13 protein-coding genes and 1 pseudogene are annotated in these 13023 nt (G+C 53.9%); 9 read left to right on the forward strand and 5 right to left on the reverse strand.

All coding sequences use genetic code 11. The annotated features are described in order from the left end of the window. Window positions 1-208 precede the first annotated feature (208 nt). Entirely contained in the window at window positions 209-286 is a 78-nt protein-coding gene (locus HA45_RS29435; protein WP_495524944.1) for a hypothetical protein, read from the reverse strand. A 117-nt stretch (window positions 287-403) separates the two neighbouring features. Then, entirely contained in the window at window positions 404-976 is a 573-nt protein-coding gene (gene mntP, locus HA45_RS20455) for a manganese efflux pump MntP (RefSeq protein WP_100701935.1), read from the reverse strand. 283 nt (window positions 977-1259) lie between these two features. On the opposite strand from mntP, the gene HA45_RS20460 reads away from it, so the two are divergent. From HA45_RS20460 to HA45_RS20475, 4 genes are all read left to right on the forward strand, one after another. Continuing rightward, the gene (locus tag HA45_RS20460; RefSeq protein ID WP_100701936.1) at window positions 1260-1502 is read left to right on the forward strand and encodes a DUF1158 family protein; all 243 of its coding nucleotides are present in this window, start codon (window positions 1260-1262) and stop codon (window positions 1500-1502) included. A gap of 533 nt (window positions 1503-2035) precedes the next feature. Then, window positions 2036-3646, forward strand: coding sequence for a malate dehydrogenase (quinone) (mqo, locus tag HA45_RS20465; RefSeq protein ID WP_100701937.1), 1611 nt, complete (start codon window positions 2036-2038; stop codon window positions 3644-3646). A gap of 133 nt (window positions 3647-3779) precedes the next feature. Continuing rightward, complete coding sequence (locus HA45_RS20470; protein ID WP_100701966.1) at window positions 3780-4085, forward strand: type II toxin-antitoxin system HigB family toxin; 306 nt, start codon at window positions 3780-3782, stop codon at window positions 4083-4085. Next, entirely contained in the window at window positions 4082-4447 is a 366-nt protein-coding gene (locus HA45_RS20475; RefSeq protein ID WP_100701938.1) for a helix-turn-helix domain-containing protein, read from the forward strand. The genes HA45_RS20470 and HA45_RS20475 overlap by 4 nt, the downstream gene beginning before the upstream one ends. A 54-nt stretch (window positions 4448-4501) precedes the next feature. On the opposite strand, the gene HA45_RS20480 is transcribed toward HA45_RS20475, so the two are convergent. Beyond that, entirely contained in the window at window positions 4502-5089 is a 588-nt protein-coding gene (locus HA45_RS20480; RefSeq protein ID WP_100701939.1) for a LysE family translocator, read from the reverse strand. 136 nt (window positions 5090-5225) lie between these two features. Between HA45_RS20480 and HA45_RS20485 the strand changes: the two genes are divergently transcribed. Further along, window positions 5226-6716, forward strand: coding sequence for an aminotransferase-like domain-containing protein (locus tag HA45_RS20485; protein ID WP_100701940.1), 1491 nt, complete (start codon window positions 5226-5228; stop codon window positions 6714-6716). On the opposite strand, the pseudogene HA45_RS20490 reads toward HA45_RS20485, so the two are convergent. Then, a pseudogene (locus HA45_RS20490) lies at window positions 6683-7305 on the reverse strand (glutathione S-transferase family protein). The gene HA45_RS20485 and the pseudogene HA45_RS20490 sit on opposite strands and share 34 nt — an antisense overlap. Before the next feature lie 113 nt (window positions 7306-7418). Between HA45_RS20490 and HA45_RS20495 the strand changes: the two are divergent. Continuing rightward, window positions 7419-8267, forward strand: a complete 849-nt coding sequence (locus HA45_RS20495; protein WP_100701942.1) for a PhzF family phenazine biosynthesis protein — start codon at window positions 7419-7421, stop codon at window positions 8265-8267. A gap of 193 nt (window positions 8268-8460) precedes the next feature. Here HA45_RS20495 and HA45_RS20500 read toward each other — a convergent pair whose 3' ends face one another. After that, window positions 8461-9219 carry an SDR family NAD(P)-dependent oxidoreductase gene (locus HA45_RS20500; protein ID WP_100701943.1) on the reverse strand — a complete coding sequence of 253 codons (759 nt, stop codon included), beginning with the start codon at window positions 9217-9219 and terminating at the stop codon, window positions 8461-8463. 115 nt (window positions 9220-9334) lie between these two features. Between HA45_RS20500 and HA45_RS20505 the strand changes: the two genes are divergently transcribed. The 3 genes from HA45_RS20505 to HA45_RS20515 all read left to right on the forward strand — a co-directional run bounded on the left by HA45_RS20505 (window position 9335) and on the right by HA45_RS20515 (window position 12905). Then, the gene (locus tag HA45_RS20505; protein WP_100701967.1) at window positions 9335-10234 is read left to right on the forward strand and encodes a LysR family transcriptional regulator; all 900 of its coding nucleotides are present in this window, start codon (window positions 9335-9337) and stop codon (window positions 10232-10234) included. Window positions 10235-10279: 45 nt separating this feature from the next. Beyond that, a complete protein-coding gene (gene yhjD, locus HA45_RS20510) occupies window positions 10280-11281 on the forward strand; it encodes an inner membrane protein YhjD (RefSeq protein WP_100701944.1) in 1002 nt (333 codons plus the stop codon). Between the two features lie 289 nt (window positions 11282-11570). Then, complete coding sequence (locus tag HA45_RS20515) at window positions 11571-12905, forward strand: MFS transporter (RefSeq protein ID WP_100701945.1); 1335 nt, start codon at window positions 11571-11573, stop codon at window positions 12903-12905. Window positions 12906-13023 lie beyond the last annotated feature (118 nt).

A 13023-nucleotide genomic window follows, 5' to 3' on the forward strand; every position in this document is an offset into this window, starting at 1 on the left:
ACTATTCCATGCGGGTTAAGAGGTGACGAATGCTTGTTTGGTGGCGGGGTATAACATCAGGTTATAGCCAGATCGAAAACTGATGGTTAAGGGTACTAAGCTATTGATAGAGAGAAAATTCGAGGCGTTTTTGAACGGGGGAGATAAGAAAATCATTGATAACCACAGGTCGATCCCTGACCGCGATTATCGAGGGTATTACTGGGACTTAATTCAGCGCACCGGGCGGCACGTGCTTGAAAGTCTCAACATATGCACGAAACACATAGCGGAAAAAACGTTTCATTGGATACCTGGCTCAAAAATTGTTGAAGAAATACGCGAAAAGTATAACTAACGCGCGTTTTTCACGCAATTATTTTTGAGCCAGATCACAAAAATGAGGTTTTGGCAGATGCCTGAACTAGCTGAACAGGCCAAGGTGCTCGCTGAGAATGGTACAACCAATGCTAATTAACACGACTCCGCCCAAGACTTCGGCCCATTTGCCCATCACGGGGCCGATGAAGCGTCCGACCATCACGCCGGTGGTGGCCATAATGGTAGTGGCAGCACCAATCGTTACCGCGGTGAGTACAATATTGACCTGCAGGAACGCCAGGCCGACGCCGACCGCCAGCGCATCAAGGCTGGTTGCCACGGCGGTCATGGCCAATACCATAAAACCATGACGCTGTGGCGCTTCGCACGGCTCTTCAGCCGTCTGACGGAAACCTTCCATCATCATGCGGCCGCCCAGCACCGTTAACAGACCAAATGCCACCCAGTGATCCCACGCCATGATGTAACGGCTGGCAGCCAGGCCAATCGCCCAGCCAATCAGCGGCGTCAGCATTTCAATCACACCAAAGATCAAACCGGTGCGCAGCGCTTCTTTGAAACTCGGGCGATGCAGGGATGCGCCTTTGCCCAGTGCTGCGGCGAAGGCGTCCATCGACATACCAAAGGCCAAAATCAGAGTTGCGATAAATGTCATGGGTTTTCAATCAATGCTACAGAAAAAGCGTTCAAACCAGCGATTTTCCGCATCTATTGTTCAGTAATGAAAAAGTGCGCGCAGTCTAGCACGCAAAACCACCAAAAAAAGACAGTAAAATCAGGGATTTAAGTATAGCAAAGGCTATAACTCTTAACTGGCGCTATTTATTGCGCTAAGTGAATGGAATAGAAGAATTTTCTTATGCCTGCTCGGCACGGGGATTGCACGTTAGCGCGGTTTTATGCGCTAATGCTCACGCTTATTGATATGGAATGCTGCGATGAAAAACCCGTTTGAAACGCTGATTATTCCTGGTGGCATCTTGCTGCTGGGCTTTCTTTCTGCGCTACTGCTGCCTGCACCTCAGTTTGGCCTGGAATTGTCCAGACGGATTCAGGAGATGATGCATTTGCAGGATCTTAATCAGCTCTACACTATCGTGTTTTGCCTGTGGTTCCTGTTGCTGGGCGCGGTGGAGTTTTTTGTGATTCGTTTTGCATGGCGTCTGCTCGCGAAGAAGTGATCCCTCACCGCCGCGTAATGCATTTTTCCTCTGGCCTCTCTGTGTCGCGGCGGGGAAATTAAAACCCACAAAAATGTAACATTAATTTTACACGACCTGGCGAAATATCACGCAACATAAAAACCGCATAAATAATCAATTCATCACAAACTTATCCTTATCATGAACTTAAGATGTGACGCAGCTCACTACCTGCGCATTCCCCGGCTTATCCCTCTCACAATATCGCAACAACTGCATTACCATAACTCTCTGATTAAGGGATAAAAATCCCTTATGACAGCGGGGTTGAGCTGATTAATTCTTATGCTGAATCATTTCCGCCTTTAAAAAATAAACAAACGTTTAATTCCGATACGAGAATGTTATATTCAAATGCATATGCATAACGTGCAGTTAACCGTTATCGTCCCTATGACTTAAACCTGAGTCTTAACCTTTGAGAAATAGCGCGACGCGCTCGAAAGAAGCGTGGCTGTTTCGCCTGCGAACCTGTTGAGCTTCAGGTCAACAGAGAGAGGAGATGTCGCCTCATGAGCACTACTGCGGTAAACCTGGCGCTCGCCGCCGCTGGTATGGATAGCGCAAACCTTCAGGAACGAAAGGATGTCGACGTACTGCTGATCGGCGCAGGCGTGATGAGTGCCACCTTAGGCGCATGGCTGCAGGATCTGGAGCCGGACTGGTCGATTGAGATGGTGGAACGCCTCGACGATGTCGCGGTGGAATCGTCCAATGGCTGGAATAATGCCGGTACCGGCCACGCCGCGTTGGCCGAGCTGAACTATACGCCGCAAAAGGCGGATGGCAGCATCGACATAGCGAAAGCAGTGGCGATCAACGAATCATTCCAGATTTCCCGTCAGTTCTGGGCGTACCACGTTCAGAAAGGCAACCTGCGCAATCCAAAAAGCTTTATCCACAGTACGCCGCACATGAGCTTTGTCTGGGGCGACGATAACGTTGAGTTCCTGCGCAAACGTTTCCAGGCGCTGCAAAAAAGCACCCTGTTCCGTGGCATGAACTATTCAGAAGATCGCGACCAGATCAGCCAGTGGATCCCGCTGGTGATGAACGGCCGTGACAGCAAACAGAAAGTGGCCGCCACCTGGACCGACATGGGCACCGACGTGAACTTCGGTGAAGTGACACGCCAGTTGATTGCTGCGTTAGAGAAGAAAGCCAATTTCCGCCTGCGCCTGCGTCAGGAAGTGCGTGATATTAAGCGCCTGAGCGATGGTCGCTGGCAGGTTTCGCTGCATAATCTGGCCAACGGCGAAAATCGCCTGTTGACCACCCGCCAGCTGTTTATCGGTGCGGGCGGCGCAGCGCTGCCACTGCTGCAAAAATCCGGTATTCCGGAAGTGAAAGGCTATGCCGGTTTCCCGGTGGGCGGCTCCTTCCTCGTTACCGAGAATTCAGAAGTGGTGCAGCAGCACATGGCGAAGGTGTACGGTAAAGCCAGCGTTGGCGCTCCGCCGATGTCAGTACCGCATGTCGATACCCGCGTGCTGGATGGCAAACAGGTGCTGCTGTTTGGCCCGTTCGCCACCTTCTCAACCAAATTCCTGAAACAGGGTTCGCTGCTGGATATGTTCGGCGCGATGAACGGCAGCAACCTGTTACCGATGATGCAGGTTGGCCTGAAGAGTTTTGACCTGGTGAAATATCTGGTCGATCAAGTACTGCAAAGTGAAGCCGATCGCATGGAAGCACTGCGTGCCTACGTGCCACAGGCTAAGCAGGAAGACTGGCGTTTAGTCACTGCCGGCCAGCGTGTGCAGATCATCAAGAACGATGAGAAAGAGGGCGGCGTACTGCGCTTAGGCACGGAAGTCGTGACCTCTGAAGATGGTTCGATTTCTGCCCTGCTCGGCGCTTCACCTGGTGCATCGACTGCGGCGCCAATTATGCTGGAGCTGATGGCGAAAGCCTTCCCGGAGCAAATGCGTTCACCGGAATGGCAGACCAAAATCCGTACGGTGATCCCAACCTGGGGCCGTAAGATGAACGGTGATGTGGCACTGACCGAGAAAATCCTGGCGGAAACCAGCCGTGTACTGCAACTCGACTACGCACCGATCGTGACGCCAGATGCGGCCAACGACGAAGCCCGCGAGACGGCGCACGTGGTGGGAAAGTAACAAGGCAATCTTGATTGCCCATGAATGATGATAAGGCCGCGCAAGCGGCCTTTTTTTATGGCTAAATGCGAGAAATGTCCCAAATTGGGATATAAGTTTGCTATAGTCCCAATGCGGGACTACGATGCGCGACATGAGAATCATATCGGTACGGACACTCAGGGAGTTCATGACGGCGAACCCCGACTCAGCTCAGCCGTTAAGAGCCTGGATTGATGAAGCGCAAAAGGCCAACTGGTCAAATCCAGCAGACATCAAGGATCAATACCGCAGCGCCAGCATTTTGAAAGGCAGTCGCGTGGTATTTAACATTAAGGGAAATGATTATCGACTGGTTGCGGCCATCGCTTACCCGCAGAAGCTGATTTTTATAAAATTTATCGGCACACACCGGGAGTACGATGCCATTGACGCAAACACAGTGGAGCAACGTAAATGACACTGACCATTAAACCCATTCACAACGAACTCGATTACGAAGCGGCCCTTGAGGCCATCTCTCCGCTCTTTGATGATGTCCCTGAGCTGGGCACACCAGAAAGCGATTATATGATTGTGATGAGTATGCTGATTGAAGCGTGGGAGAAAGAGCACTATCCCATTGAAGCTGCTGATCCGATTGAGGCGATTAAATTTCGTATGGAACAACAGGGATTAACCGCCAAAGATCTGGAGCCTGCCATAGGCCGACGTAATCGCGTCTATGAAGTGTTAAACGGCAAACGCTCTTTGTCTCTGGAGATGATTCGCAATCTGCACAAGCAGTTTGGCATTCCTTTAGAGAGCCTTGTGGGTCTTTAATACACAGGGGCCGCCAACTCTGGCGACCCTTTGCTGCTTGCTGCATGTCTGGCTTCAGCTCAGCAGCACCGCGTCATACAACATCCATCCTGTGGTGGCCACCAGCGACAGTGCCATTAGGCTGTTAAACGCCTGGCGTTTCCATGCTACCTGCAGGTGAGTGCGCAGACGATCGCCCAGGGCAGCCCAGATCAGGATGCACGGCAAATTCAACGCGGCGAATCCCAGCAACACGGTGATGACACCGTTGCTGTTGGCATACATCAGCGCCACGTTGGTGACCATCAGCCAGGCTTTCGGATTCACCGCCTGAAAACAGATGCCGCCCACCAGCGTCATTGGGCGCGGACGTTCACGCGCTTCTGGCGCTGCGGCACGAAAGATTTTCCATGACAGCCACAGCAAGTAACTGCACCCCACTACCGTCAGCGGCAGGCGAATCGACGCCATCCAGTGCAGCAGCACGTCCAGCGCCATACTCGCCAACAGCATCTGTATGGCACAGCCGAGCAGAATGCCAAACAGCATTGGCAGCGTGCGCTTGAAACCAAAATTGACGCCCGATGTAGCGAGCAACAGATTGTTCGGGCCGGGGGTGATCGACATCACCGTGACGTAGCTGAAGAATGAAGGGTCGAGCATGATGCGCTTCCTGATGGTCCAAAGTTAACATCATGCTAATGCGTACACGCCAATGGAAACAGAGACACAAAACCACTATTGTGATGGATACAGTTAATGTTAATTTCGATTGTACCCATCGCGCGCGGAGGCTTTTGTGTCCCTTCCACTCTCATCCGGTCAAACGCTGTATCAGCAGTTGGCCGACAGCTTTGCCGAGTCGATTCATCAGGGCACCCTGAAGCCGGGAAAACGGCTGCCCGCTATCCGACGCGTGGCGCAATCGCATCAGGTCAGCGTTAATACCGTGCTCAATGCCTGGCAAATTCTCGAAGATCGCGGTTTGATTGAAGCCCGCCCGCAATCGGGTTACTACGTGCGTGGCGTGATGCCCGCCGTGACGCGCCCGGTCAAACCGCTGCCAGCAAAAATTAACGATCCCAGCACGCAGAAACTGGAGCTGATTGAGCAGGTGTTTGCCGCGCAGAATAATGCCGATTACACCAACATCTCTTTGGCCTGCCCGCAGGATGGCACCTTCTATCCGGCTGCGCGACTGGGGCGAATTACCTCAGGCATTTTACGCCATAACCCCGATATTATCGGACGCTACGCGCTTCCGCCGGGTAGTGAGCGCTTACGGGAGGAGATAGCGCGCCGCAGTTTGCATAACGGTATCAACCTGACCGCGCAAGAGATCACCCTCACCCACGGCTGCATGGAAGCGTTACAACTGGCGCTGCGTGCCGTAACGAAACCGGGTGACTGCATTGGGCTGGAGTCGCCCACCTACTTCTTTCTGTTCCCACTGCTGGCGTCGCTGGGCCTGAAGGCACTGGAGATTCCCACCGATCCCCAGCAAGGCTTGTCGCTGGATGCGCTGGAGATGCTGTTACAGGAAAAACGTATTCAGGCGCTGATCGCCATGCCCGGCGCGCAGAATCCGCTCGGCTATGTGATGCCACTGGAGAATAAGAAGCGGTTGGCAAAGTTAGTGAGTACTTACCATGTTCCAATGCTGGAAGATGGGCTGTATGACGAGCTGCAGTTTGACTGGCCACTCTCACCGCCGGTGAAAGCCTTTGACAGCGATGGCTGGGTGATTTACTGCACCAGCTTTACCAAAACCGTGGCGCCGGATTTCCGCGTGGGCTGGACTGCGGCCGGTCGCTTCCACCAAACCATTGCCCGTTTGAAAGCCGTCTCTTCGATGTCTGAATCGCGGCTGTTATGTGAAACCCTCGCCGAATTCCTCGCGAGCGGCGGGTACGATCATCATCTGCGCTCGCTGCGCCGCCGCTATGCCGCCAATCTCGATGCGGCGCGCGGCATCATGGCGCGCCATTTTCCGCAGGGAACGCGCGCGACGCTGCCAAAAGGTGGCTTTGTATTTTGGGTGGAGTTGCCGGGTAAAGTGGACACCGTGGAGATGTTCCATCGATTATTGCAGGAGCAGATTTGCGTCACGCCGGGCGCGCTCTACACGCTGAGCGATCGTTACAAACACGCGCTGCGCCTCTCGTGCTGCTATCCGTTTGATGAACGTTATACGTGGGCGCTGAAGCGCACCGGCGCGCTGGCCTGCGAAATCACGGGCCTTGCGCCGGGACAGGATCAGGGTTTGCCGTTGCGGCCCCAGGTGGTGTAACCCTCGCGCTCAGTCAGACGCTCATAATAGGTTTGCACCGCCGGGAAAGTGGGATGTTCCAGCGGGGTTTCGAACCAGCGGTTGACGGCGAGTCCGACCGGAATATCCGCCAGCGAGAAGTTACGTCCTGCGACATAGCGCCCGTTTTTTTGCAGATGCTGATCAAGAATGTTCATGGTGTGCGTCCAGCCTTTCACTGCCGCGGCCAGCAGGCGCGGATCTTGATGTGCCGGCGAGTTGCGCACCAGCGACATAAACGCATAGCGCCATGAAGTGTTGAGTTCGGTGGCTTGCCAGTCCATCCACTGATCCACCGGCGCTCGCGCACGTGGATTCTCGGGGTAGAGCCAGTCGCCGCCGTAGCTGTTGGCGAGATAACGCAGAATGGCATTGGATTCCCACAATACGAGATCATCGTCGATGATCACCGGCACCATGGCATTCGGGTTGAGCGCCATGAATTCCACCGAGTGCAATGATTGCGGGTCTCACCCCAGGGTTCAAGCTCATAGGCGAGATCCAGTTCTGAACACAGCCACAGAACTTTGCGCACGTTAATTGAAGATGTACGACCAAGCACTTTTAACATAGCGGACTCCGATTCCAGAATTCTTAATCTATTCATAGTCCTGTTGGCTGTCATTAGCAATCGGCAGGATGTAAATCCAGATGTAATACACCCTTAATCAAGCAGGAGTGACAATGAAGGTCGCATTTAAACAAGTGGACGTGTTTACCTCATCGGCGTTTAAAGGTAATCCGTTGGCCGTGATCATGGATGCCGCAGGATTAAGTGACACGCAGTTGGCAGCCATCGCGCGTTGGACCAATCTGTCTGAAACCACCTTTGTATTGCCGCCACAAGATGCCGCAGCGGATTACCGGGTGCGTATTTTCACCACCGAAGGAGAATTGCCCTTTGCCGGGCATCCGACACTCGGTACAGCCCATGCGCTGCTGGAAGCCGGTTGGACGCTGAAAACGCCAGGCAAGATCGTGCAAGAGTGCGGCGTTGGCCTGGTGGATGTACGGATTAGCGAGAATGGTGCGCTGGCCTTCGCGGCACCCAATGCGACGTTGACGCCCTTTAATGATGCGTTGATGAGCAGCGCATTGAACAGCGAAGCCTTTGATGCCAGCCAGACGCCGACCGTTGTCGATATGGGCATTCGCTGGCTGCTGATCCCAATGAACAGCGCGCAGGCGGTACTGGAGGTACAAGCCAGCGCGGCGGATCTGCTGCGTTTGCAGAAGCACGCTGATGTGAATGGCACCGCGATTTTTGGTCCGCTGCCAGAGGATTGCGGCGAGCAAGTTGAGGTACGCGCGCTGCTGGTTGAGAACGGCAGCCTGACCGAAGATCCAGTGACCGGCAGCGCCAACGCCTGTCTGGCGCGTTACTTTGCCGCGCAGGGGAAAACGCAGGATTATCGCGCACGTCAGGGAAGCGCCATTCAGCGTGAGGGACGGATTCAGGTGAGTTTTAGCGGCGAGACCATTTGGATTGGCGGCCAGACGGTGACGGTGATTGACGGGACGATTGAGATCTAAAACACGCGCAATAAATTGCGCCGCTACGGCCATCTGCACACAGTTACGTAGCGGCGCGATTTATCGCGCAATATATTGCACCGCAGTGGCCATCCACACGATTACGTAGCGGCGCGATTTATCACGGAATATATTGCACCGCTATGGCCATCCGCACGGTTGCGTAGCGGCGCGATTGATTTATCGCGCATTCTTACAACGCCTGCCCACCTGAAGCTTCAATACGCTGCGCGGTGATCCAGCCGGTTTCCTCACTCAGAATGGCGCTGATGGCATCACCAATATCATCTGGCTGGCCAACGCGACCCAGAGAGGTCACCGAGGCGATGTGATCGTTGAGATCCTTGGTATCACGCACGCGTCCACCACCAAAGTCGGTTTCAATCGCGCCTGGCGCCAGGATGTTGACGCGGATACGACGCTCGCCCAGCTCTTTGGCCTGATAGCGCGTCAGCACTTCCATCGCCCCTTTCACCGAGGCATAGGTGCCTGAACCCGGCAGCGTCATGCGCGTTAATCCGCTGGAGACGTTCAGAATGCGGCCACCATCGATAATCAGTGGCAGCAGCTTCTGCGTCAGGAAGTAAGGCCCTTTAAAGTGCACATTGATCAGCGCATCAAATTCCTCTTCCGTGGTTTCCGCAAACAGCTTGTAGTGACCGTGTCCGGCGTTGTTCACTAAATAATCAAAGTTGTCGCGCTGCCAGGTATTTTGCAGTGTCGATTTCACCTGCGCTACGAAGGTGTCGAAGGTGCTGCTGTCACCCACATCCAGCTGCAGCGCCACGGCGCGTGCGCCCAACGCTTCGATCTCCTTCACTACCGCCTGCGCTTCTTCAGCATGGCCGCGATAGGTAAAAAGAATATCAACGCCTTTGGCTGCCAGTTTCAGCGCACCATTCTTGCCCAAACCGCGGTTACCGCCGGTAATCAATGCAATTTTATGACTCATGTTTCGCTCCAGATGGAAAATTGAACACGGGATAAGGATATTCGCTATAAATTGATCTATAAACTCAGAGGAATACGCAGCACTGTTTCACTAACAACAACAATCGGTGAACAACATGGATAAAATTCACGCAATGCAGGTTTTTGTGCGGGTGGCAGAAATGGGCAGTTTTACCCGTGCGGCAGAGAGCCTCGGCTTACCGAAAGGCAGCGTATCGCGCCAGTTACAGGCGCTGGAAAATCAAATGGGGACGCGCCTGTTACATCGCACCACACGCCGCGTGCATCTGACGCAGGATGGGCTGGTGTATTACGATCGCTGTCTCGACTTATTGTCGATGCTCGATGACATGGACAGCCTGTTCCAGCACGATCCCGCCACCTTAAGCGGCAAGCTGCGCGTTGATATGTCGGTGGCGATGGCCACCGGTTTTATCCTGCCGCGTCTGCCAGAGTTTCTGCAGCATTATCCCGGCGTTGAGATTGAGCTTAGCAGCAGCGATCGTCAGGTGGATGTGATTCGTGAAGGCTTTGACTGCGTGATCCGCGTGGGTGAGCTGAAAGATTCTGGCCTGATCGCGCGTAAAATCGGATCACATGCCTTGATTAACTGCGCCAGTCCCGACTACCTTTCCCGCTTCGGCATGCCGGTGCGCCTCGAAGATCTCGCGCAGCATGCGATGGTGCATTACACCCAGCAGCTCGGACAGCCCTCTTTGGGATTTGAATATTTTGATGGTAAGCAGTGCCATTACGTTCAAACCGGCGGCGTGGTGACGGTGAATAGCACCGAAACCTATCGCGCTGCCTGCATTGCCGGGCTGGGGATTATTCAGGTGCCGGCGATTGGCGTGCAGCCACTGCTGGAATCGGGACAGTTGGTCGAGGTGCTGCACCACTTCCCGGCCAAGCCGATGCCGATTTCGTTGCTCTATCCGCATCGCCGCAACGTGGCGCGTCGTGTGCGGGTGTTTATGGAGTGGTTAAGCCATGTCTTGCAGGAGTATGTCACCTGACAAGCTATAATTTTAATTTCGCAGTGAACAGGATGCTTATCGTCTATGACAGACAAACCTAACAAAGAACCCGCGGCTGAACAGAAGCCGCTGATTGATATTAAGACCGGCAACAAAACCGTGGATGGCTCGATCCAGAACGTGTCGCGTTTTGCGGCCTGGTTTCAGGCCATCCCGGCGGTGGCGCATTTTATGCGCGCGCTGGATCGCTTTAACGATCGCCTCGGCAGCCAGTTTGGCGCGGCGATCACCTACTTCTCTTTCCTTTCTCTGATACCGATTTTGATGGTTTCCTTTGCGGCTGTCGGTTTTGTGCTGGCGTCGAATCAGGATTTGCTCACCGAGTTGATCAACAAAATCGTTAACAGCATCAGCGATCCGACACTGGCCACCACGTTGAAGAACACCGTGAACACCGCGATTCAGCAGCGTGCAACGGTCGGATTGACCGGTTTGCTGCTGGCGCTCTACTCCGGCATCAACTGGATGGGCAATCTGCGCGAGGCGGTGCGTGCACAGTCGCGCGATGTGTGGGAGCGCAAGCCGGACGATCAGGAGAAGTTGTGGAAGAAATATGCACGTGATTTGTTGTCGTTGCTGGGTTTGATGCTGGCGCTGGTGATTACCCTGTCGCTGACGTCAATTGCCGGTGCCGCGCAGGCAGCCATCGTTAACGCGCTAGGATTGGAGGATATTGAGTGGCTGCGTCCCGCGATGACCATTATTGCGTTGTCGATCTCCATCTTCGCCAACTATCTGTTGTTCCTGTGGATCTTTTGGATTCTGCCGCGCCATAAGCCGCGCAAAAAAGCGCTGTTCCGTGGCACGCTGCTGGCGGCAATCGGCTTTGAAGTGATCAAATTTGTCATGACGCTGACGCTGCCGAAACTGGCGACCTCACCGTCCGGCGCCGCCTTTGGCTCAGTGCTGGGACTGATGGCATTTTTCTACTTCTTTGCCCGCCTGACGCTGTTCTGCGCCGCGTGGATCGCCACGGCAAAATACAAAGATGATGTGGAGATGCCGCAGCCGCATCAGGGAAAATAACGCCGCATATTTGTTACATTTGCCGTAACAGCTAAAAATGTTTCCTGCTGGCTATTATTTCAGCAAAAACCAGCAGGAAACGCTAAAGGGTCACTTTAATTTGGCCCTTTTGCAGAGATTCCCGCCAAAAAAGTGACACTTCCCGTTCCCATCCCCCGCCGATTGCCGCAACACAGAGATTATCCACTTTTTCGCCGAAAATGCCTGTTCTGACGCGGGTTTTCGCCATTGAATGCCGCAAAACAGGTGCGTAAGATTCTCTGTCTACATTTACAATTAAGAAACAGTTATGCAAGCCTCCATCACAGAAACACTCGACAATAAACACGACGACACACCCGTAAACTCACGCGGAAAAGTGGTTGTGGCATCGCTTGTCGGCACCGCGATCGAATTCTTCGATTTCTATATTTATGCCACTGCGGCAGTGATCATCTTCCCGCATATTTTCTTCCCGCAGGGTGATCCAACCGTCGCTACATTGCAGTCGCTGGCGACCTTCGCCATTGCCTTCGTCGCGCGCCCGATTGGTTCTGCGCTATTCGGTCACTTTGGTGATCGCGTGGGCCGCAAAGCCACGTTGGTGGCGTCATTGCTGACCATGGGCGTCTCCACTGTTTTGATTGGCCTGCTGCCGAGCTATCAAACCATTGGCGTTGCCGCACCACTGCTGCTGGCACTGGCGCGTTTTGGTCAGGGTCTGGGCTTAGGTGGCGAATGGGGCGGAGCCGCACTGTTAGCAACTGAGAATGCGCCAGCGAAAAAACGTGCGCTGTATGGTTCGTTCCCGCAGCTCGGTGCACCGATTGGCTTCTTCTTCGCCAACGGCACCTTCCTGCTGCTCTCCTGGCTGCTGACCGATGAGCAGTTTATGAATTGGGGCTGGCGTGTGCCGTTTATTCTGTCTGCGGTGCTGGTATTAATTGGTCTGTATGTGCGCGTTTCACTGCATGAGAGCCCGGTGTTTGCCAAAGTGCAGAAGGAGAATAAGCAGGTCAAAATGCCAATCGGTACGCTGCTGAGCAAGCATATGACCGCCACTATTCTCGGCACCTTCATCATGCTGGCCACTTACACGCTGTTCTACATTATGACCGTGTACTCCATGAGCTACGGTACGGCGCCTGCGCCTGCAGGTCTGGGCTATTCGCGTAACAGCTTCCTGTGGATGCTGATGGTGGCGGTGATTGGTTTTGGTGTGATGGTGCCGATTGCTGGTCTGTTGGCGGATCGCTATGGCCGTCGTCGCACCATGATCACCATTACCCTGATGATCATTGCCTTTGCGCTGATGTTCCCGATTCTGTTGGGTTCTGGCTCGCAGATTCTGGTGATGGGCTTCCTGCTGCTGGGCCTGAGCATTATGGGGCTGACGTTTGGCCCAATGGGCGCGCTGCTGCCAGAGCTGTTCCCGACTGAAGTGCGCTACACCGGCGCATCCTTCTCCTACAATCTGTCGTCGATTCTCGGTGCGTCTGTTGCGCCATATATTGCGACCTGGTTGAACGCCCATTATGGTTTGCAGGCAGTAGGCTTCTACTTGGCTTCGATGGCGGTTCTCACGCTAATCGCGCTGATTGCCTGTAAAGAGACGCGTGACCAGACGTTGTACGACGCAGTTTGATGTTTGCAGATTGATATGAGGCACCCGGCTCAGGCCTAATGCTCGTCAGTTAACGCCCTATATGCAAAGGCTGTCACTGTGAAAGTGGCAGCTTTTTTTTCGTTTAGGTGAGGACGTT

Origin of the sequence: Pantoea rodasii (assembly GCF_002095465.1) — a bacterium.
Lineage (GTDB): Bacteria > Pseudomonadota > Gammaproteobacteria > Enterobacterales > Enterobacteriaceae > Pantoea > Pantoea rodasii.